General features: G+C 40.9%; 20 protein-coding genes. 1 reads left to right on the forward strand and 19 read right to left on the reverse strand.

The window, feature by feature from the left end; all coding sequences use genetic code 11:
- Positions 1 to 145 precede the first annotated feature (145 nt).
- The 7 genes from HMPREF9447_RS08945 to HMPREF9447_RS08975 all read right to left on the reverse strand — a co-directional run bounded on the left by HMPREF9447_RS08945 (position 146) and on the right by HMPREF9447_RS08975 (position 8,150).
- Positions 146 to 1,243, reverse strand: a complete 1,098-nt coding sequence (locus HMPREF9447_RS08945) for a glycosyltransferase family protein (protein ID WP_009129392.1) — start codon at positions 1,241 to 1,243, stop codon at positions 146 to 148.
- Complete coding sequence (locus HMPREF9447_RS08950) at positions 1,240 to 2,136, reverse strand: glycosyltransferase family 2 protein (RefSeq protein ID WP_009129393.1); 897 nt, start codon at positions 2,134 to 2,136, stop codon at positions 1,240 to 1,242. The genes HMPREF9447_RS08945 and HMPREF9447_RS08950 overlap by 4 nt, the downstream gene beginning before the upstream one ends.
- A 76-nt stretch (positions 2,137 to 2,212) precedes the next feature.
- Complete coding sequence (locus HMPREF9447_RS08955) at positions 2,213 to 3,541, reverse strand: TolC family protein (protein ID WP_044137939.1); 1,329 nt, start codon at positions 3,539 to 3,541, stop codon at positions 2,213 to 2,215.
- Between the two features lie 44 nt (positions 3,542 to 3,585).
- Positions 3,586 to 4,686: an efflux RND transporter periplasmic adaptor subunit gene (locus tag HMPREF9447_RS08960; RefSeq protein WP_009129395.1), complete on the reverse strand. Its 1,101-nt coding sequence runs from the start codon at positions 4,684 to 4,686 to the stop codon at positions 3,586 to 3,588.
- Positions 4,687 to 4,770: 84 nt separating this feature from the next.
- On the reverse strand, positions 4,771 to 6,015 hold the full coding sequence (locus HMPREF9447_RS08965) for an ABC transporter permease (protein WP_009129396.1): 1,245 nt from the start codon (positions 6,013 to 6,015) through the stop codon (positions 4,771 to 4,773).
- A gap of 61 nt (positions 6,016 to 6,076) precedes the next feature.
- Positions 6,077 to 7,336, reverse strand: coding sequence for an ABC transporter permease (locus HMPREF9447_RS08970; RefSeq protein ID WP_009129397.1), 1,260 nt, complete (start codon positions 7,334 to 7,336; stop codon positions 6,077 to 6,079).
- 97 nt (positions 7,337 to 7,433) lie between these two features.
- Complete coding sequence (locus HMPREF9447_RS08975) at positions 7,434 to 8,150, reverse strand: ABC transporter ATP-binding protein (protein ID WP_009129398.1); 717 nt, start codon at positions 8,148 to 8,150, stop codon at positions 7,434 to 7,436.
- Positions 8,151 to 8,328: 178 nt separating this feature from the next.
- Here HMPREF9447_RS08975 and HMPREF9447_RS08980 point away from each other — a divergent pair, with 178 nt between their 5' ends.
- Positions 8,329 to 9,309, forward strand: coding sequence for an ROK family protein (locus HMPREF9447_RS08980; RefSeq protein ID WP_009129399.1), 981 nt, complete (start codon positions 8,329 to 8,331; stop codon positions 9,307 to 9,309).
- Between the two features lie 115 nt (positions 9,310 to 9,424).
- On the opposite strand, the gene HMPREF9447_RS08985 is transcribed toward HMPREF9447_RS08980, so the two are convergent.
- The 12 genes from HMPREF9447_RS08985 to HMPREF9447_RS09040 form a co-directional block, all read right to left on the reverse strand.
- Positions 9,425 to 11,425: a discoidin domain-containing protein gene (locus HMPREF9447_RS08985; protein WP_167549115.1), complete on the reverse strand. Its 2,001-nt coding sequence runs from the start codon at positions 11,423 to 11,425 to the stop codon at positions 9,425 to 9,427.
- A 30-nt stretch (positions 11,426 to 11,455) separates the two neighbouring features.
- Entirely contained in the window at positions 11,456 to 11,893 is a 438-nt protein-coding gene (locus HMPREF9447_RS08990) for a helix-turn-helix transcriptional regulator (protein ID WP_009129401.1), read from the reverse strand.
- A gap of 21 nt (positions 11,894 to 11,914) precedes the next feature.
- Entirely contained in the window at positions 11,915 to 13,603 is a 1,689-nt protein-coding gene (locus tag HMPREF9447_RS08995) for an O-antigen ligase family protein (protein ID WP_009129402.1), read from the reverse strand.
- Positions 13,600 to 14,505 (reverse strand): signal peptidase I, encoded by a 906-nt coding sequence (gene lepB, locus HMPREF9447_RS09000; protein ID WP_009129403.1) that lies wholly within the window; start codon positions 14,503 to 14,505, stop codon positions 13,600 to 13,602. Before lepB ends, HMPREF9447_RS08995 begins: the two co-directional genes overlap by 4 nt.
- A gap of 24 nt (positions 14,506 to 14,529) precedes the next feature.
- Positions 14,530 to 16,431 (reverse strand): transglutaminase domain-containing protein, encoded by a 1,902-nt coding sequence (locus HMPREF9447_RS09005; protein ID WP_167549116.1) that lies wholly within the window; start codon positions 16,429 to 16,431, stop codon positions 14,530 to 14,532.
- A gap of 2 nt (positions 16,432 to 16,433) precedes the next feature.
- Positions 16,434 to 17,306, reverse strand: coding sequence for a DUF1573 domain-containing protein (locus tag HMPREF9447_RS09010; protein ID WP_009129405.1), 873 nt, complete (start codon positions 17,304 to 17,306; stop codon positions 16,434 to 16,436).
- 14 nt (positions 17,307 to 17,320) lie between these two features.
- Positions 17,321 to 18,313, reverse strand: a complete 993-nt coding sequence (locus tag HMPREF9447_RS09015) for a hypothetical protein (protein ID WP_009129406.1) — start codon at positions 18,311 to 18,313, stop codon at positions 17,321 to 17,323.
- 204 nt (positions 18,314 to 18,517) lie between these two features.
- Positions 18,518 to 19,492, reverse strand: coding sequence for a BF3164 family lipoprotein (locus tag HMPREF9447_RS09020; RefSeq protein ID WP_009129407.1), 975 nt, complete (start codon positions 19,490 to 19,492; stop codon positions 18,518 to 18,520).
- Between the two features lie 2 nt (positions 19,493 to 19,494).
- Positions 19,495 to 19,764 (reverse strand): NVEALA domain-containing protein, encoded by a 270-nt coding sequence (locus HMPREF9447_RS09025; protein ID WP_009129408.1) that lies wholly within the window; start codon positions 19,762 to 19,764, stop codon positions 19,495 to 19,497.
- 263 nt (positions 19,765 to 20,027) lie between these two features.
- Positions 20,028 to 21,101, reverse strand: a complete 1,074-nt coding sequence (locus tag HMPREF9447_RS09030) for a BF3164 family lipoprotein (protein ID WP_009129409.1) — start codon at positions 21,099 to 21,101, stop codon at positions 20,028 to 20,030.
- Complete coding sequence (locus HMPREF9447_RS09035; RefSeq protein WP_044137941.1) at positions 21,076 to 21,315, reverse strand: NVEALA domain-containing protein; 240 nt, start codon at positions 21,313 to 21,315, stop codon at positions 21,076 to 21,078. The genes HMPREF9447_RS09030 and HMPREF9447_RS09035 overlap by 26 nt, the downstream gene beginning before the upstream one ends.
- 137 nt (positions 21,316 to 21,452) lie before the next feature.
- Positions 21,453 to 22,505, reverse strand: coding sequence for a helix-turn-helix domain-containing protein (locus HMPREF9447_RS09040; protein ID WP_009129411.1), 1,053 nt, complete (start codon positions 22,503 to 22,505; stop codon positions 21,453 to 21,455).
- Positions 22,506 to 22,607 lie beyond the last annotated feature (102 nt).

Below are 22,607 nucleotides of genomic sequence, written 5' to 3' on the forward strand. Positions count from 1 at the left end.
TTTCGCTCATGTTACATCAGGCTCATAAAGTACCTCTGAGACAGGAAATAGATATCCTCGGCAAAGAGAAATGACTTCCTTACCAAACAAATTTATTACCTTGCAATAATTGATTATTGCAAGGCAATATTACAAGAAGAGATGATTAATGTTTTTCCCAGAAATCAAGATATTGGTGGGCAACTTTGACGTGGTCGTGATGCTTAATTACATATTCGATACTCTGTGCTGACAGTTCCGGAATACGTTCCTTGTGAAGGACAATATCTTCCAGTTTCCGATAAATATCCTGCTCGTCCGGCAACACGTTGATGATGGGACGAAGTTGTGTTTCGTTTATAATTTCATAGTTCTCCGGTTCACCGCCACCCACTACAATCACTCCCTTTGCCATAGCAAGCAATGAGTTCATGGAGGGAGTATATGAATAGAGTTGGTCTAACTGGACGTCAGCGTCATCCATCAATTGTTGATAACGTGCATAGGGCACATCGTGCACTTCGGTGATGCGGCAAAGATCGGGATACTTGCGTTGTACTTCCTGCAGAACGGGGAGCATAACATCAGTTCCCTTCAAATTGCTACGTGCAGTCTGCACGCCAATAAAGAAATTCAGTACCTCCGGCACGCTACGAACCCGGGAAGTTATTTCCCGCAAGTCAATTGCCAGAGGGATAAAAGCTGTTTTCTCAGGGAAGTAAGGCTGATAAGAAGCATAGTACTCCCAAAGACAGGCGATGATACCATTACAGGTTTCGGCAATGGCACGAGTAGCACGGGCAGCTCCTCCATAATACCAATCCTGAAGAGTAATTTCATTGAAAGGTGTGTCTCGATACCGGTCACCAATCTTAAAATCGGAATAATGGAAGACATCAGTTTCCATACAGGCGCGGATATAATAATAATCAGTTCCGAAAGCCCCCAGGAAAACTTTGCCATTATACCGTTGTAAATAGCGGTATACAGGCAATGTACGCTCACTGCGTAAACGCAAGAAGTAGGGACTGATGATTTGCACTACATCATATCCCCGGAAACTTGGCAAATGACGCAGGATGCGGAGAAGGCAAGAAATACCATCACGCAGGCTATCTGTAGGACGGTCAAGGGCAATATTACGCGGATAGTTCCTCCAGCCGCAACCGTCGGAAGCAACGCATACATGGTGTCCTAAAGCCCGAAGCCCCTCGGCAAGGTTCCAATGCAACCCGCTAAACTCTCCAAGTAACAGTATTTTCATATAAACAAATAGGTATAGGCATTGATAACAGGAACCACCAAACGGTATTTCCAACTGTATCCTTTACGGGGCAAAGGTAATAATCCTTCTTGTTTCAAGGCAGCCAATTGGCGGTTTATCTCTTTAATGCTACATTTATTACGTCGCATCTGACGAATATAGTCAATAGTCAGAAAACACACTCTCCTATTCAATGCCTTAGCAGGCAAAGTATCCGATTGAGACGCCAAAGAAAACTCTCTCAACCGGAAAAGCATATCTTTAAAAGCATCCACTCTCTCCCGGCATTTGTCTTCGGCAAAAACCCGAGTCAAAGAGGTTGGCAAACAGAAATAGCCATATACCTTATATGGGGTCACCAGCATTTTCCGAGCATAAAAATAGGCTTTGGCTACAAACTCTTCATCTTCAAAAAAACTTGTTTCACTAAAATAAAGAGAAACCGTTTTCAACATTCCCCTACGGAAGAAATGTGTCCAAACCACTCCTGTAAAGTTATTCAAGAGCATAAAGTCAGCACCCGACAAGTATTCTGTATACGATAATGGTTGATTCGGCAAGTCTTTCTTTTCCAAAAAAGAATTGCATGATAATTCCTGAAAACCAAATCTCAATATATCCGGTGAATATTGCTTCAACAAAGAAAAGCAAGGAAGAAGGGTATTCGGCAACATAACATCATCCGCATCAATAAAAAGTATATATTCGCCATGCGCTTGCTGCATACCCTTATTACGCGCACCTCCCGTTGTCCGGTTCACGTCATCCGCTACAATAATCTCATAGCTCTCCTCCTCCATCCCCTGCCCATGAATAGAGTCAAGGCAGCGTTCCAGCAACGTCGGGTCTGCCGTACCGTAAAAAGGAATAATTATGCTGATAAAAGGAGTCATGTGGCAAATATATGAAAAAATCCTCCCTCAGCCTCACAGCCAAGGAAGGATTTTTAGAGAGAAACACACTGAAAAATTATTCGATAGGCACTCCTTTATAGAAGTCCAATATCTTTGTGCGGAACAGATATTCATATTTAGCCTGCAATTCATCGGATTGGGCTTTCATCAAGTTCTGTTTCGCTTCATTATATTCCACCGCAGTAGCTTTACCATTGTCGTACTTTTCACTCATCAGTCTGAAAGCTTCAGCGCTGGCATTGGAAGCAGTGCTACTGCTGGTATATTTACTTTCAGAAGCAAGTGCAGTGTACCATGCCTGTTGAATTTCCTTATAAAGCGTCTTTTTTACATTGTCCAACTGCAAAGAATAATTCTCCTTTTGCAAACGGGCTGTCCGCACACGGTTGCGGGTAGAAAATCTATTAAAAATCGGCACACTAAGACTGAAACCTACATATTTACTGAAGTTGTCCCGTAGTTGCTGGCTGAAATTGCGGTCAAGAGTAGAATAATAGTTCGTTCCGAGACTACCGTTCAAATTCAGTTGAGGATAGAAATCACTCTGGGCAATGCGGATATTGTGTTTACTGCCTTCCAGACGATATTGCGCAGCCTGAACCGCAGCCTTAGTCGTTACAGCAGTCTGATATACTTCATCCGGCGGGGTAAGAGGAAGCAAATCCAATGTCACAGCAGGAGCTGACAACGTGAATCCTTCCGGCGTCTCCAACTCAATAAGCTGGCTAAGGTCAAGCAAAGCCAGTTGATAATTATTATCAGCCTGCACAGCTTTCAACTCATCCTGGGCCACACGTGCCTGAGCTTCAGCAACTTCAGCAGGAGATGCCTTGCCCAATTCGGCAAGCCGGGAGATACGGGCCAACTGCTCTTTGCTCAGTTCTACCTGCCCAAGGGCAACCTGATGCAATTCCTTATTGAACAGCACCTGCAAATAAGCAGAAGCAATATTTATGGAAATATCTTCTTTCGCTTTTTCCAAATCTGCCATAGCCGCTTTAAGATTCAACTTCGTCAACGCATACTGATTAGGAATTTCCAATCCCGTAAATATGGGAATACTGGTAGACACAGACATACTTGTGCTATTACTATTCGTATTGACATAAACCGTAGAATAGTCACCGGTAGTCTCATCTTTTATAGCAGTCTGTGTACGTCCCCAGTTCCAACTCTGTCCCGCGCTACCATTCAGATTCGGCAAGCGTGCCCATTTAGCTGTATTCACGCTAACCTCGCTCTGTTCCGCCGTATTGGCTGTCCGGCGTATATCTATATTATGTTCGATAGCGTAATCAATACATTGGCGTAAAGTCCAGCCTTCCTGAGCTTGAGCCGAAAGACCTCCCAACATAAGACATGCTATGATTAGTTTATTTTTCATATTCCAATGATAATATTGAGTTATAATAAATGATTCATTAAAGGCTATTTATCTTTCTTTTCAGCACCACGTACCTTAGCCTTACCGTCCACACCGTCTTTGATGACAATCTTGATACCATCGCTCATGCCTACCTTCACCTGTTTGCGTTCAAACTTCTGGGCAGGTACACTATCCGTCATAACATAGACGAATGTACTGTCTCCGCTGAACTCAATAGTACTCTCCGGTAAAGTGAGCGCTTTCTCTGCACGCTCCAGTACAATCTCCGCATTGGCAGAATATCCCGAACGAATCATCACTGTATCCGGCACTTGAATAGCTGCCTTGATTTCAAACTGATTGGCACCGTTTTCTTCTACTCCCTTCGGAGAGATATATTCCAGTATAGCCTCGAATGAAAGATTCTGCAACGCACCGATTGTCAGCTTCACCGGCATTCCTTCGTGAACACGTCCAACTTCAGTTTCATCAATCTTACCTTTAAAAATCAAATCGTTCATGTTGGCAACTGTAGCAATCGTAGTACCATCATTGAATGTATTACTCATAATCACCGAGTTACCGGCTTTTACAGGAACATCCAGTATCAAACCGTCGATAGTAGAACGGATCAGTGTACTTGAGAAAGAAGCACTACTCTTTGTAATACCTTCCTTCACAATTTCCAGATTATCCTTAGCTGTCTGCAACTCTTCACGTACCTGTTTCACACTTACCTCAGCCTTTTCGTAGTCTTCACGACTAACCAGCTTATCTTCAAACAATTTCTCTATACGGGCAAAGTCCGTTTCCCCCTGTTTTGCATTAAGTTCTGCCAGACGCACACGGCTTTCGGCAGAGTTCAGCGTCCCCAGTTCGGGAATCACCTTCACCTTAGCAATCACTTCTCCCTTACGTATACTCTGTCCCGCTTCTTTATACAACTCGTCAATGATACCCGATATCTGGGGCTTGATAAGAATCTCGTCTCTCGGCTCCACCTTTCCGGTTGCCACCGTTGTCTTTTCCAGGTCAGCTACTGCCGGAGTTATCGTTTCATACACCGTAATCTTCGGCTTTGACTTCTGATAAAGGAACACAAACGTAAAGATGAAAATGGCAGCTACAACTACCAATAATGCGATTTTCAGATACTTTTTCATACTATTATTATATTATTGTTTTTCTTATTTCTATTTTATATCCCGCCCACACCCGCAGGCCCCTTTTAATTTTCAATTTTTAATTTATTCGTCCCTGATTGCCTCAATAGGTTTGATTGCCATAGCACGATAAGCCGGAGCCAGACCGGCAAGCACTCCTAAAGCAATCAGTAATGCACATGTACCTATAGCCAGTCCGAATGAGACCTGATAATGAGTAGTTATATGCCCCGGATCATTAGCAGCCACCTCCAGCACTTGCAACACGAGCACGGCAAAAGAAATACCTGCCATACCTGCAATGGTCGTCAGCACCATACTCTCCGAAAGAATCTGCTGCAAAATGTCCCTCGGGCGTGCACCAATGGCACGGCGAATACCAATTTCCGTAGTACGTTCACGCACCGTCACCATCATAATATTCGATACACCGATAGCGCCTGCAAACAAAGTTCCCAAACCTACCATCCAAATTAAAATGCGAACTCCTGCCATCAGGTTATCCACCATGGAAAACATCGCTTCCGCATTCAGCATCATCACTGCCTGTTTGTCATCCGGAGATATGTAATGAGCCGCTTTCACAATACGTTCCACCTTATCCTGAATATCCGTTACCTTGATACCCGGCTTCACCGTGAAACACACCACATGTATCCGGTTACCCAGATTATAGGCCTGCTTCATGGTAGTATAAGGCAAAGTAACAGCCTCCGAGGCTTGTCCCTGGATATTCATGTTACCCTCGGACGAGCACATGCCGATAACCTGATAGTAAATCCCATCTACCCGGATATACTTTCCACAAGGATCCTCTCCCGGACGGAATAAACTTTCATACACACGCTTACCGATTACGCAAACTTTGCGTGCTTCCTTAATATCCACATCATTGATGAAGCGTCCATAAGCCATTTCCTGATGTTCTATATGCTCATACTCAGGATACAATCCCTTTACACTACAATCATATTTTTTATCTCCGTGTATAGCTGTTCTTCCCCAATAAGCGATGGAAGGGGTAATGACATCTATCTCATTCACTCCATGGCGCAGGCGCTCTATATCTGAAAGTTCCAAGTCCCACCAGCGTCCTTTCCGGAAACCTTTATACGCTTCTCCCGTCTTCTGCGAAACCAGGAAAGCCGAGTTCGTGGCAAAGCCTTCAAACTGGGAACTCATAGCCTGCTGCATCCCCTGTCCGCCACCGATTAGTGCCACCAACATGAAGATACCCCAGAATACACCGAATGCCGTCAGCAAGCTTCGCGTCTTGTTTCTTGTAATCGTGATGAGGATTTCCTCACAAGAGTCTATATCTATTCTCATGTTATATAGTGATTAATGTTTAATGATTAGTGATTAATACTTCTACGTTCATCGTTAGTCGTTAATCACTTCTCAACGCTTCTATCGGACTGATACTCACCGCCTTCTTTGCAGGGAAGAATCCTGCCAGTGTGCCTGCGATAATCAAGGTAAGCGTAGCCTGAATGGCAATCCCCAAATCTACGGTCGGATTCGAGAACATGGTCTGCTGGAACATACCCGCATCCATAGTCTGATTGCCGAAAGCCGAATTCATCCACTCCGTGACGGCAATGCCGGCCACCATACCTATGTATCCAAACAAAGTAGTGATAGTAACACTCTCCACAATAATCAGCCAAAGAATAGATAATGGCTTCGCTCCAAGTGCCTTACGGATACCAAACTCGCGAGTACGTTCTTTCACCGTAATCAGCATGATGTTCGAAACCCCGACTATTCCACTCAATAAAGTAAAAATGCCAATCACCCAGATAGCTGTACGAAGCATTCCCATGGCATTTTGCGTCCGCATATAATCAGTGAAGCGGTTCCATATCCAGATAGCACTGTTATCCTGAGGATCAAAACGACGGCTGGCACCAATCACCCTACGATAGTTGGCCTCAAAGAGTTCATTGCTCTCTATTGTTTCCAGATTCTTAGTAGTGAAAATGATATTATTCAGCTGTTCGCCTTTATTATAGATAGTCTGTAAAGTGGAAAACGGGATGTAAGCCTCACTGGCTTCGCGGTCTCCCTGATCGTTATAGATACCAACTACCTGATAAGCCACGCCACTTGCATTGACAAACTGCCCGATAGGTTCGGTATGAGTCTTGCCAAATAGGATTTCAGCAGTCTTCTTATGTATAACTATGACTTTCCGCCGTTCTTTTAAGTCATTTTGATTAATAAAACGCCCGTCCGCAGTTTTCACGGTTTCCACCTCCGTATAGTTAGGATGCACCCCCATCAGGGAGATATTCACATACTCTTGTCCGAAACTAACGTTTACATTGCCCTGCCGCACAGTAGCGCCGGCACTGATTACATAATCCGGAAAATACTTTTCAGTAGCCTCCAGATCATTATTCTCCAAACGGACACGGCGTCCCTCTTTCAATCCTGCATAAGGCTTGGAAGTCCATCCCGGGAAAATGCGGATAGAGTTCAATGCACGTTCTGAGGACGACTGATCGAAAGCATGGATGATACCGTTTCCGGCACCCAGCAGCACTATCAGCATAAAGATGCCCCATGCCACGGCAAACCCAGTGAGGAATGTACGCAACTTATTCCGCTTGATGGTTCCGTATATCTCTTGCCAAATATCAAACATTCTGAATTAAGAATTAATAATTAAAAATTAAAGAGCTGAAAGCCGACTGTCATGCCGGAGTTTTCATCCTTTCATGATTCACTCTTTTATCGGCTTGTCATTTCATGATTCCGTCTTTTCCAAACGGAGAAGCGTCATGATTCAGATTTTCTTCAATACTGCCGATAATACCATCCTTGATGTGGATAATCTTATCCGTCTGGTTGGCTACACCACTCTCGTGAGTAACAACTACAATCGTCATACCCGTCCTGTGCAAATCTTTAAGGATCTGCATAACTTCCACAGAAGTCTTACTATCCAGAGCACCAGTAGGCTCATCAGCCAGAATAATCTGAGGCTGCGTGATAAGAGCACGGGCAATGGCAACACGTTGTTTCTGTCCGCCGGACATCTCATTCGGCATGTGGTGTGCCCAATCTTTCAATCCCAGACGATCCAAGTACTCCAGCGCCATGGCATTGCGTTTACGGCGGCTCACTCCCTGATAGAAAAGCGGAAGCGCCACATTCTCTACTGCATCTTTAAAGGAAATCAAGTTAAACGACTGGAAGATGAATCCAATCATACGGTTCCGATATTCAGCCGCTTTAGTCTCACTGAGGTTTTTGATCAGCGTGCCGTTCAGATAGTACTCACCGGTATCATAATTATCCAAAATACCCAATATATTAAGCAAGGTGGATTTACCGGAACCCGAAGCTCCCATGATGGAAACAAACTCACCCCGCTTGATATCGAGGTTGATGCCTTTGAGCACATGTAGGGGTGCTCCATTGTTGTAGGTCTTGTTAATGTCTTTTAGCTGTATCACGTATACCTCTGTTTTAGTCTGTTTTCTTATTAATTTTCACTATTAGACGCAGCTATGTTACGAAAAGTTGCAAAGAGGGTGAACTTTTTTTCAAAAAGATTTTGAAGTGTCGTTTTTCTTTGTGTAATTTGTAACCATAATACTAATTAACTAACCCTTTAAACAAAACATTAATATCATGAATTCAAGCATGGAAAAACCCTACGTAGTAGGTATTGACATAGGCGGAACAAACACCGTCTTTGGTATTGTGGATGCACGCGGAACTATTATTGCAAGCGGCTCCATCAAAACCGGCGCTCACGATCAAGCAGATGCTTATGTAGATGCAGTCTGCAAGAATCTGTTGCCTTTGATTATCGCTAATGGCGGTGTAGATAAAATCAAAGGTATCGGTATCGGTGCTCCCAATGGTAACTACTACAGCGGTACTATCGAATTTGCCCCCAACTTGCCGTGGAAAGGTGTGATACCTTTGGCAGCTATGTTCGAGGAGCGTCTGGGTATACCTACCGCATTGACTAATGACGCTAACGCCGCAGCTATCGGTGAAATGACTTATGGTGCTGCACGTGGTATGAAAGATTTTATCATGATCACTCTGGGTACAGGTGTAGGTAGCGGTATCGTTATCAACGGTCAGATGGTTTATGGCCACGACGGTTTTGCTGGAGAACTGGGCCACGTTATCATACGCCGCGAAAACGGTCGTCTTTGCGGATGCGGACGTCATGGCTGTCTGGAAACTTACTGTTCAGCTACCGGTGTAGCACGTACAGCCCGCGAATTCCTGACTGCACGTACCGAACCAAGTTTGCTTCGCTCTATCCCTGCTGAGAATATTACTTCTAAGGACGTATACGATGCGGCAGTTCAAGGTGACAAGCTGGCACAAGATATTTTCGACTTCACAGGCAATATTCTGGGTGAAGCTATTGCTGATGCTATCGCTTTCTCAAGCCCCGAAGCTATCATCCTGTTTGGCGGATTGGCCAAATCCGGAGATTATATCTTCAAACCTATCCAGAAAGCTATTGATGACAATGTGCTGAATATCTATAAAGGTAAAGCCAAATTGTTGATGTCTGAGTTGAAAGACTCCGATGCAGCCGTTTTAGGTGCCAGTGCACTGGGCTGGGAACTGAGAGACTTGAAATAAAATAGTCCATCATAATTTTAAGTGAAATCCTCCTTTTGCCGGTAAAACGGGAAAGGAGGATTTTTTATAGCACTATGTTCGGACTATGTTTTAATGTAAAAATCAAATTATGAATCTACATCCAAATCACCTCCCCATTCTTATAAAGGAAAATCCTTTCCTTTATTTTTTCATCTTTCTCCGTCTTTTGCTTCAATCTAAACAAAGCATCTCCCGGAACGTTTTCAAACAACAAATCCGTTCCACTTCTTTTTTGTTCTCCCAGTGATTCCCAATCACCATTTTTCCAGTAAAACAATTCATAAGTACTATTCCTGAGAATCTGCGACATAACATAGGGTACCACAACAATATGTTCCACTTCATAATCTCCTCCCAAGTCAATATCTACATACTTCTTTTTTGATTTACCGCGATAACCTGTAGAAGTAAAACCATCAAAAAGAACCTCTACCGATTCATGCTCAGACAAAGATTGCAAAGGAGATATGATTTCAATATCCTCTATTTTACCCTGCGAATTATAAAAGCCCAACTCTCCCAAAGCAATACTATCCGAAGGCAAATTAATTCTCACGAAGCGACTGACTCTTCCCACATTCACCTTATAGGCAGTACGTCTAACCGGCAATATTCCCGATATCGCGCACAAGGTATCTTCTACCCTATTCTTATTCAAACTTACAATGCTTGTCCCGCTCATACATTTCAGATACTCCCTATTTCTAAATGATTGTATCACAACATTTCTCGTCACCAAACTATCTTCTTGTACACCCATCCCATCCAAGACTAACACACTGCCGTCCTCTTTCAGGCACAAGGGAGGAGCAGCCGGTAATAAACTTCCCTTTTTATAATAAACGGGCAGATATACAATATTTCTCCCCATTTCCCGAAATAGTGCTTTCCCGTCTGCTATCTCCCCAAATTGTACAGGTATCCAACCTTCAACATTAAATACACACAGATAAGCATATGTTGTATTCTCCGGAGCATTTTCGGTTAAAAGCACCTCCACATCAGTTGTTTTAAAATAATCAGAAGAAACATCCTTTTTCTTAAAATTACGGAATAAAGGAGGGATATCCTCCATTTCCACACCTTTACCCAACAAAGAGCTCTCCAAATGAGTGGAATATGTTTTTCTGTATACCTTCGGAACACGAAACTCCCCTTGCCCGTTAAAGTCATACATTCCTGTATTACTGTACAATCTATTATAGTGTTCCCATTTATTATGCCCCCAAAATGGGTCAAAAGCATAATGTTTATCACCCACTACCAACACATTCCAAGAATGAGAACCATTCTGGCTCCCCCATGCCGGAACAAAATCCACAGTAACCGGCATACCGAGGGCTGAGAATAATAATGAATTAAAAACTCCCCGCTCCGTACAGCTTCCGCCTCCCATCTGCATCAGAGCCTCAGTGCTCAAAGCAGGGATACCCGAACCATTGAAAGAAGTAAAATCAATATTCTTATAAAGGGCCAATACAGAATCAGCTTCATCAGTCAGCAGCTTTGCCCTATCTTGAAAGTATCGACGTTTGTATAATTGATAAAACCGTGAACGAGAGTCATCCAATACAAAGCTACTGCCGCGATAGAAAGGTAAAATGTACTCACAGAAGTGCTCAAACGAACATTTATCTGTAGATGCATTCTCTTTCCATGATTCGAATGCCTGATCTATTTCAACTATCATCTGATTAGCAGTTATCGCTTTCTGCAAGGGAACATAATGCACGGTTCCGAATGTTTTACCAGCCTGAGATACATCCCACAGACTATCTATCAGCGCTATCCATCGGCTTCTATGGGTAGACTTATACTCATCCCTGATTGAATCACATCTCTGATAAAACGCCTTATATCTTTCCACAGACGTTGAGGTCGGCACAGAGTGCCCCACCATATTCAGAATCAGAAACTCGGCAGCCTTCAATTTAGAACCATCATCCTGATAATGCAGCAAGACCTTTTCAAGTTCTCCCCTGTTCTCACCAGCAAGAGATAAAACTTCTTCCACACCTTTACTATATTTATTGCATGACACCAAAAGGCACAATAAAGCCCCGCTTACAAATACCATCAAACACTTTCTCATCATAATCATCAGAAATATCTATATTAGTGGCAATCAGCATTGTTGTATATACTTATCCAAACTATCCGTAGCTGATAAAGTCAACTTATTTTTTATACGCTGTTTAGCTTTCAATACAGACCGGGGAACTATATTAAAAAGAAGAGCAATTGTCTTATTATCCAAGTGAGCACGTACCATATAGCATAACCTCAACTCCTGGACACTTAAACTAAATGGCACCAATTCTTCCGACAGGCACCCACCGTAAAACAAGTCTATGACGATAAACAGATCCCTCCATTCGGCCTCATCCTTGACTATACCATAAGCAGGTTTTTGATGAAGACACAATAACTGCCCCATTGCCACTATCAAAGAAGAAGAACATCCTGCTAATGCCGATGCCTTCTGGTAATCCTTCAATTGTTTTGTCAACTGTTTATTGCGGTACAGCAGACAAGCATTCCAACTATCCTTATACGTATCCATATCCACCATATTATATCATATTCACTTATCAATCTTCGTATTGCACCAGTCATCTCCTATCTTTTCCACTTCGCCCCTCATTTCCCTGATAGCGGTGGAATAAACTTTCGGTTCTTTAGTCAATACAATCCGTTGCATCTTCTCAAACTTCTCTCTATTCCGATAGTCCGGCTCCGCATAGAGTTTTGCCAGCAGGTAGTAGGGATAAATCCGTCCCGGCAAACGGTGGATTGAAGCCAGATAATAAGTTTCAGCCCTTTCATAGTATTGCATTTCCTGATAATTCTTACCTGTTATATTCAGTATCATTGGGTCAGTACTATATATAACAGCCTGCTCCAGAAAGAGATTAGATTGATCATAACGACCGGACTTATGCAAACTATGCCCATATTCAAATAAAAAAGTTCCTCTTTCTCCCAACTGCGGATAGAGTTTATAGTAAGCCTCATTGGCAGCAGTATAATTTCCCAGATGATAAAGCATCCTCGCATTCGCCCAATCCCGGCAGGCATCTTCCTCCTGTTGCCATTTACCGCCAAGCCCCACTATCCATATCAGTGCACAAGTGCCCCAAATTAGAAATTTCCCTGCCACATCTCCAGTGCCACAAGCAAACAGCAGGCAGATACCGGTTACTGCAAATACCGGAAAATGCATGGGATAAGAAGAAAAAGAGAAAATAAGCAAGGATATGAGTGCTCCGCAAATTTCATAACGCCCCCATTTCGCCCCTAACCACAGGCAGCCCCCAATAGTCACCAGTAACATTCCACAAAGCATTATTCCTGCTGTTAACGCCAGTTCCAGATATTCATTGAAAGCGTATTCCGGACTTCCGGCCACACGTTCTTCCCAAGCAGCATAGTCTCCGCTACCAAAATAATTTTCTTGTGCTTCGCCGTATGCATAAGCAAATCCTTCACTACATCCCCAAGGATGCTCCACGATAGCTTTACAAGTAATTTTCCACATAAACAGACGTCCCATAGCAGAGTCAGGCTTCAAAAAGAAAATGCCGGCACCTCCCAATATCAGAACCAAAAGCCCGGCCACTCCCCATGTAAGGTAACGTTTCTTATATCTCCGCCATAAAACGCCCCACTTACGTCTGTCACGATGCATATATGCCACCCATGCACAGCTTATTGCAGCAGCAATCCAGGCAGAACGGCTCATCGTGGCCGGTAATACACATAAAATAAGAATACCGGCAAGTCCTGCCGCCACTTTCTCTATTTTATGAAGAACATCTGTGCTCTTCCGTTTGCAAACACGTAAATACAAATGCAAGCAGACAGGTAATATCATCGCTAAATATCCCCCATACGGACCGGGATTGAAGAAAGAGCCTGTAAGTGCATACTGTGAATACCCGGAAACAGAAAATCCATATAATTGCCGCAAGCCCCAAACCGCTTCAATAGTCCCTAATAATACCAAACTCCAAGCCACATGAACAAAGAAATGCCGGAAACACAAAACATCTGTCCAAGAATCTTTTCCCAGAAGCTGTATCAGGCAAGAAACAGTGATACATCCGGCCGAAACCAGTGCGGCTTTCCCAAACCACACCCACTGACCGATGGTTTCTCCTACAGGCAGTTCAGGAGTTGTCGCACATACCATACTCAGCAAGGAACAAACAGCTACAAACTGTAGCAAAACAACTGTAATCTCTCTTATTTTATGTGTCCATCCTATCATCATTCTATCTTTTTGAATATCCTATTCCACCGCACTCTATCCGTCCTCTTATCCACTGATTTCCATATCCTGACAGCCTTTCCAACAATAAAAGGCTCCGGCAACAGCCCCCAGTAACGGGAATCCTGAGAATTTATAGCCAAGTCTCCTGCAACAAAATAATAATCTTGCCGGAAAGAGTACTTCCGTATTACACTATCGCCTAACAATACGGTATCACCTTTCAGAGTAAGAGGTTTCTTTTGCTCCCATTCTATCGCATTCCGATAAAGGACTTTATTCAATGGAGTCATCAATACTTCCGCACCTTTAGCAGGAATAAAAAACGGTCCAAATTCTACTATATTCCAATTTACAATATCATTAAACGGATATGCATTAAAGCATATTCCCCGCTCACGGGCAGAGTGGTCATCAGCTATCCCATTTAGTTGTAAACGCAGGTAATCTTGCTGTCGGATATTCCCCAGCACCCCATCATAACCACGTACATAATAGCGTGCATCTCTTATTTCAAATGTGTCACCCGGCAAAGCAACGCAGCGCTTTACATAGTATTTCATTACATCTAACCTTATGCTATCCCAACGCCCCGGATATGGGAAATTAAAAACCAATACATCATCCCGTTCCACTTTTCCAAAGCCCGGGAGACGGGTTATCTCCACCTCTTTCCCCTCCAAAGCATCCCATACATTAAAAATACGTCCCCCCATTACCCACTTATTGACCAGAATACAATCTTCCGGCAGCAAAGCAGGTTCCATAGAATCTGTAGGAACCTTAAAAGTAGCAAAGGTTGTGACTCCCAGCAACAAATAGAGTACAAAGAGTATACAAGCAATTATAACCAACCTGAACACTTTATCTATAAAGAATGAAAGCCTGTAATACTTCTTTTCCATCTGTAATTTCTTTATGGTTTCTATTTACTTTAGCCTATAATTAAATACCTGTTTTCCTTCTTTCCAATAAAAAACTTGTTCTTCTACTCCCTTTGTCCGATTATGCAACCAGAGTAAAGCACCAGCAGGTACATGATTATATTCCAAATAATCAAACTCAGCAATTTTCGCCCCTAATGAAATCCAACCTTTCGTCCCATTCTGATAAAAGAGTTCATAATAGTCACCCGGACTAACATAGTTGTCATCATTACGTGGCACATAGATAATTCCACCAATTTGTGTTGGAGTTTTTAGGTCAAGCATGCAAGGGACATCCTCTTTTCCTGACTCATAACGTGTCAGATTTCGCCCGTCAAAAGCTTTATCTATCGAATATTCCTTTAAGTTATACACAGGTGGAGCGCATGCCTCTACCCGGCAATCCAGCTTCCTGTTGCAACTACTATCTGCATAAATGGCTACTTCTGCTATATTCAACCGTTTCCCCACAGGCGGGCATACCCACAAGTAGCGGTATTTCCGCTTTGCAGAAACTACTAACCGACATTCCCGACTATAAATACTGTCACAAACCGAGACTGCTAACAATTCTGCATTTTTAAAGTCTGGAGTATTATTCCCAAAGAAGCACACACCGTCCATTTCCCGCATTTGCCTTACCCAATATTGCGTCAACGGGTGTTTTCTCACCAACCGGATACTTTCCCACTGCGTCGTATCCGGTACAAGAGAGAGCACCGTACCGTCTGCTTGCGGTATAAAGGGGTATCCGCTCTCCTTCCAGCCAGCTACAGTCTGCACCAATGGCTGATAAATCTGCTCTATTTCAATATTTTCCGCTAAAGTCTCTCCGTCATGCCATCTATACCCACCGATAGGAATCCAACCATTCATTGAAAAAACGCCAATCAATCCCTCTCCGGCACTACCCTGAATTCCTGCAATCCGTATTTCATTTGCAGGATAATAGTCTGTAGTTACATCTTTAAGCAAAGTGCCAAAAATTGAAGATTGTTCTTGCGGTACAGAAAAAGCACGATAAACCTTCCCTTTAGAACGATAATTCACCCATTCACGCGTCACTCCTGTCCGCTGCAGTTCAGTAGGGATAAAATGCCCGGTCGTATCGCGGAACACATTCCAGCTATGAGCTAAAAAAGTGTCCGGCGAATAAATATAGCGATCTACAGCAACCGGTATGCCCAACGCCCTTAACAGATAGACTAAAAAATCCGTCTCTTCCCGACATGTCCCGATGCAATGTTCAAGAATAAAAATTCCCCCGGCATGTGGAAAACTGAAATCATTGTTATAACAAAAGTTCATATTACGCTGCAAATAAGATTGTAAACTATCTACAGCAACCACAATATCTGTCCCCTGATAGAGAGAATCCAGCACTGGCTGAAAACGCTCCCGATATATACGCCGCCAACAGTCTGGAATTTCGTCACCCACCCAATAAGGAAGCAAGTAATTACAAAAATCATCAAACGGACAATATTTATCCCATCCACGCTGTTGCCAGGCTTCAAAAGCCAAATCTATATTCTCTATCAAATAATCCGCTTTTATCACCTGCGCATCATACACCTTTGGTGAGCCTGCATAAGAATAGCTGCGCCATTTATCCCGCCGTCCACGTTCCATAAAACCCTGTTGACGGCTGGTTTCAATCAAAGCTTGCCGCACGCTGTCTATTCCAGCACCCCGATAAGAATGACGGTCTTTCATGTGAATAAGAAGGAATCGGGCAGCTTCCAGTTTCAATGAATCATCCTGATAGTGCAACAATACCTTTTCTAATTCCGTACGATTCTCTCCGGCTAAAATCAATGTTTCCTCCAGACGATATTCCTTGTCAGAAGCACAACTTCCCAGATACATACACAAGAAGAAAAGAAAATAGAAGTTGTTTTTCATGTTCATTCTGCATTTCCCATTATCTTTAAAAGTAAAGGAGAAACTTTTGCATTGCAATACACAGTTATTGTTTTATTGAAATGCTCAGGATGCTCTGCCTTATAACTCACATGGAGATCAACAGAACCACCCGGACGTACAGGCTCTTTATCGTATTCTACCTTCGTGCAACCACAAGACGTTGCAACTGCGTCAATCACCAATGTATTATTACCAGTATTTTTCATTGTGAAAACTACTTTTTGTTCTTTTTCCCAACTAAAGTTCCCCAAGGGTAAAGAGGTATTATTAAGACTCACTTCTGTTTCTAAAATAGTAATTTCATTTTTCGATACAGTTTCCCTTCCCAAAAGAATTTTCATATAAAGTTCCTTTATTTTAGGATTACGAATGGGATTACCAATGGCAATTACTTCATTATTCTTGTCTAATAAGAAAGTCTGAAAATCTATATCAGCAGGAAAATGGTTCAATTTATTTAACGAATCATTCATATCAAAACAAACCGGATACTTAAACGCTTCACGACGAATTATATAATGTAATTCGTCCACATTCTTTGGAGAAAAATAGAACACAAATGCTGTTTTAGGTCCAGTTAAACTGTCAACTTCTGAAATAAAATTTTTCCATTGTGACAACTGTAATTTACAGCTTGTACAACCAATAGAATCCATGTAAGATAGAACCCTATATTGAGTATTCGAAAATGAAAAGTTTACTGTATCTTCTCCCAAAACAGTAAAAACAAGATGATTTGGGAAAAGAATTTCTTTATTTTTCCATTCCTGAATTAACTGAATGATATTATTCTTTTTATTCTCCTTGCAAGAAAAAAAACAAAACAATATCAATAATAAATAGAAATGTTTCATGATATGACTAAGAGTTACTGTTTAAATCTATAAATAATAGTCTCATCAACATCAGAAACATATCCGACAAGACACCCTTCGGTATCAATATTGATAGAATCAACTATTTTCCCCAATGTATACTTTACTCGGCACTCTCCATGGCAATCATATACCTCAACAATATTACCAAAATTCTCTCTATTTCTCGACTTTAAACAATAGAATAAACCCTCATAAGAAGCAACAGCAACATAATAATGAAGCAAATCATTATAACTTTCCAGTTCAGATTGATCCTTATCATTCCCCAAAACAACCATAGGCTTTATTTTATCATTAACAATAGAATATAACTCTATTCTATCCATATATTTATAAGCAACAATAAAGGCTGAATCATATATGCATTGAACAAAATCAAAAGGAGTATACGACGCTTCTGCCTTTCGAATAGGATTTTTGTACGAATCTAATATTTCATTTTTACCCAAATCAGCTATTTCCCATGATGAGGATTCATACTCATTTATTTTCATTAAGTATTTATCGCCTTCTATTTGACTAATAAACGTAAAAAGTTTGCATACACCATCTTCACCATTATATAAAGGAAGCTTTTTAGAAATCCATAATGAATCCTCTCCTATCGTCAATTGCACAAGCTTTCTACTCATCAAATCATACAATAATACATCCTCTGATACAGCATCCCCACTAAATGCACTTACAAACTCATCAGGGCCTTGCCCAATTTTTCCATAACCATATAGTTTTCGGCAATTCGGATAAGAGTAAACCGACAAAAAATTATCCGTTACTTTATAGGTTATAAAACTGATATTATTAGCATTAATCTTCCATCCCTGTAAAGAAAAGGCATCTTCTATTTTCATAGAATCCAATACCTGTAATTCAATCACAGTATCAAAATTTCTTTCCTTCTGTTGAAAATCAATATATTGCCCTTTTGTTGTGCAACCAAAAAGAAAAATAAATAACAATAGATATAAAGTACTTATCTTCATAAAATTCCTTTCTTCAGTAGAGGAATAGATATCTTATATCATCTATTCCTCTAACATACAACCAATTAATTATTGACAATTACCTGCTTTCTTGTCTGGAGCATTAGGAACTGCGCACTATCGTAACTGCAGAAATCAGTTTCCGTTTTTCATTAAAAATATCTGTTGAAAGAGCAAATATATCATGCAATTCCTGATTTATTTTCAAGGAATATTATAGATGTATACAACATCTTCCCTGTCTTGACATACAGCATATAATTTACCATCTGTAGAAGCTCTTGCCAGACAATTTACAGGCTTATCTAGTAAATAATGAGCCCTTGGAATACCTTCCCAATCCCAAATTTCCAAAACCTTTCCTTCTTCTTTATCTGTTAAAACATAGATATAATTCTCATCCGCATAAGGATAGGAGGAATAATATATAGTTTTTTCTTCTGATGTATCCTTTTGCGACGATTCAAGCATGGTCTCTTTCAAAAGTTCTCCTTTAGAATTATAGATTCTGCAAAGTTTTATATAAGCATAAAATGCAGCAAATTTATCACCCTGAGGATTAGTAACCGTCAACTTATTATAGACAAAACGGTTCAATTCCTCCTCTTTTTTCTCTAACAAACCTTCCGGATAATCACCAAAATATTGTACTGTTCCATCTTTGTCAAGCAAAGCATACTCATACTCTTCCTTATCAGAAATAAAGCAATAACTATCATTCTTTAAAAAAAGGAAACGATTCAATCCTCTTTGTTCTACTTCCAGTTGTTTGGCAGAAACCACTTTAAAAGTACCTACTGAATCTACAGCTACTTCTTTCACTTTATTCGAAGCTATTTCAAATGCTTTAAAACCACCTGACATTTCTTGAAATGTCCTATCAAGCATCAAGAAATCATCAGGTCCTTCCCCTCTACTACCAGCCCTAAACAAGTAACGACATTCAGGCAATTTCCAAAAAGAGAACATAGTATCACTTCTCTGTTGATAAGCCACCAACATATTATCTGTAACAAATAATCGGGTCACAGATAATAAAATCGGAGGAATAGAAATACTATCTGCTTTCAATTCTTCTAGTGGAGGGAATTTTTCCGCCAGTTTTCCACTATACGTACATCCCTCCAATAGAAAAAAAAGAATGAAGAGAGACGCTAAAAGTATATAAATACGCTTCATTATTAACAATGCCCTCTAATACTTCCTTCTAATAACCAATATGCCTCACACTCACTACAGATCCAATCCCAAATTGCTAACGAATCATCATTAGGAGCTTTTCTCCATTTCGTAAAGCAAGCTCTGTTGCCACCGCCTTCACCACCAGCCAATGCTTCCACATTAGCCAACATCAAATCTGACATAGTATCTACTTTCTGATTAGCATAGACACCATAACCTGCAATTGCTGCAAAAGCTGCAACAAAAGCTATTTTCATAAACTTTTTCATCCTTATATTATTTAAAATGAAAATATATTCAATTACCAACATCAAGTACACATATATTGTACAGTCGAATATTAAGATACAGAGTATCTCATTAGAGCATATTTCATACTGCACTATCGTAACAGCAGAAATCAGTTTCCGTTTTTCATTAAAAATTTGTATCTTCGCCAGGCTTCTAAATTTTAGAGGTTACGGAGCATTCGGTATCCTAATTGCAGCAACAAGTCGTTTACTGTCTGTTCCTTTTAATAAGCTATATCACTCTATATAATTTTTATGCTATACTCTAATATAGGTTCATCCCGATTCACATCCGTAGCATAAATAACTCCACGTTGCTCATCTACCATTATGCCACAAATATAATGGTCCAATACATATTTCTTTAACGGTTTCCCTGTCAGACTAAATACATAGATATATTGCCCACCATCCAAGTGATTAACACCATTCTGCGCATCCTGTGCTATATCCTTGAATGAGTGCCCTTGAAAGACTGCATATATAGCTTTATCCGTCACCTGCACATCACTAAATCCCATAATGCCTGTTGGGATACCATACCCCTCGGATAGCTGAAATTCCGGCTCACCATGTGGCCCCATGCACACAACATGCGTATTGTCTTTCAGATTATAAATTTCGAGCACCTCACCCAACTGAGTGACAGCAGCGAGTATTCCATTTCGGGGATTGTAATCTATAAAGCTACGCCATGCTTGCGCCAAAGCCGGACGGGCATTCTGCAAGGCATCGTCATTAACAGTGGGAATAGCACCAAACTTATGCATCAATTTTCCACCTCTGCATACTTTGCAAAAGCGACTATCACCCGAATAATCGGGAATGATAAAAGTAGAGTCCTCACACATCACAAAATCGAGTGCCCTGAGAATATCTTTATCCAGATTCACCGCTTCCTTACGAAGCAGTGAATCGCCGGATAAAGCAAACTCAAACCTTGTTAATTCAGACTTATTAGCATCCAATATCCACAAAAAAGTCCCATTCCATCGGAAGTTTTCGGCAGAAAGCATATCCTGCGGTGCATCTCCACGCTTTCCAAAAGAAGACAAGTAACGAAAATCAGGATAACTGAATGCATGAAAGAAATAGTCTGTTCCATGCAAATCAAGTACCACAACTTTACCATCTCCACTATGTAGCCGGAAAGGATAGCGGAATAAAGCAGTATCCAATAGTATTGTTCTTCCTTTCAGTTCTTGCTCCTGAGGGAAATCAGTATATACTTCTTTACCGGAAGGAACTGACTTTGAAGTACAAGAAACGAATAGAAGGACAGATACAATACTAATAATATAAGCTATACGGAGCATGATAATAATGTACCTTAGTGTGATTTATTGGACAATCAACAGAACCTATACCAAAGCAGAAAACACGATCAGTTTCAGGATCCGCCAACGCTTCTATATTCTCCAACACTAAAGAAGACATTTTTGTCGATGACTGTTTACTACAAACATACCCAACCATAGCAATAACTATAGCCCCCATAAATACCAGATTTTTTTTCATCTTATTTTTCATTTTACCATTATGTTTTTCATCAATGATTATGCAGGCAAATGTAGAAAATAAATAGACCTGAATTCTATTTACGGGAGTAAAATAAGGGAGTAAAATAATTTTTACTCCCCCTTTTCTATCTCAAAATAAAGCACTTATCATTTTTCAACGAGCAAATAAAAGCCGAACTCTTTTTGCTCATTTTTGCCAGATTCTATTTTCACATGAGACCTTTTGCAGTCAAGTAACTTCCTCAATTGACTTATGGTCACTCTTCTTTTCACATTAACACCAATATCTCCCAAATTCCAATCACAAATCTCAATAATCCGATCATTCGATAAAAAATGGTTTTCTGCGTGAACAAATGCCGAAAGCAATTTATAAAGTTGCATTGAGCATTTCTCCACACTCTTATCTTCAAAAGTAAGTGTACTTGCTTCTTCATCAAATAGAACTCCACCTATTGGGTATTTCTTCTTGGAGATATGTAACACAGAATAATCCGAACTATCTACTTCATTACCTTTTTTCTGATTATTCAAAAAGAGCAAGATAAGTGCACATAAACAAAGCACGACTATAATAAGACAAGACACAATTCCATTCTCTCCCCAATCAGCACAAAACCATGGAGATGGAACTGCAATATAAGCCATAAATTCAAGAAAATACATGTCATCCAGGTAGTAAGCACCAAGCTTATATTCATCAGCTATAAATGTTGAGTCACCAGCTATAAACCTTTTTCCTTCATTATCACCTGGCATTTCAGACAATAAATCAAGAGCCGCATTATAATGTAACTGCATACCATTCAGGCTCTCCTGCCACAATTCATTCAACAGATCTATAGAAGGAGTACTTATTGAGAACAAACACTGTACTTTTCCACTCAGCATCCAAGTAAATAAGCGCCTTGATTCTTTCACCGAGTCAACCTCCACTATGATCGGCCCTTTAGCCACTACTATACGACGCTTTGTATCTTTCTCGTCTGGCTGACCTCCACCATAAGAGTATGGTATTCCAAGTTTTTCAAATTCTTGGTTCACCCAAAGCTCTGCAGTAGATTTCAATGAAGATTCTGCTTTTTGCTTACATATCCTACGTCCTTCCACTCCGCTCTCATACACCTGAAAAGCAAGCATTCCTATTGCGAGAAGCAATATTCCCCCCAATACATATAATATTTGTCGATAGTATTTCATTATACAAATAAGTTATTCATTCTGCAAAAGTACACAAACATTTTTAAAGACAAAGCACTACAGAAAGCTTTCATTATAAATCCGATACATCATAAGAATAGA

Origin of the sequence: Bacteroides oleiciplenus YIT 12058, from assembly GCF_000315485.1 — a bacterium.
Lineage (GTDB): Bacteria > Bacteroidota > Bacteroidia > Bacteroidales > Bacteroidaceae > Bacteroides > Bacteroides oleiciplenus.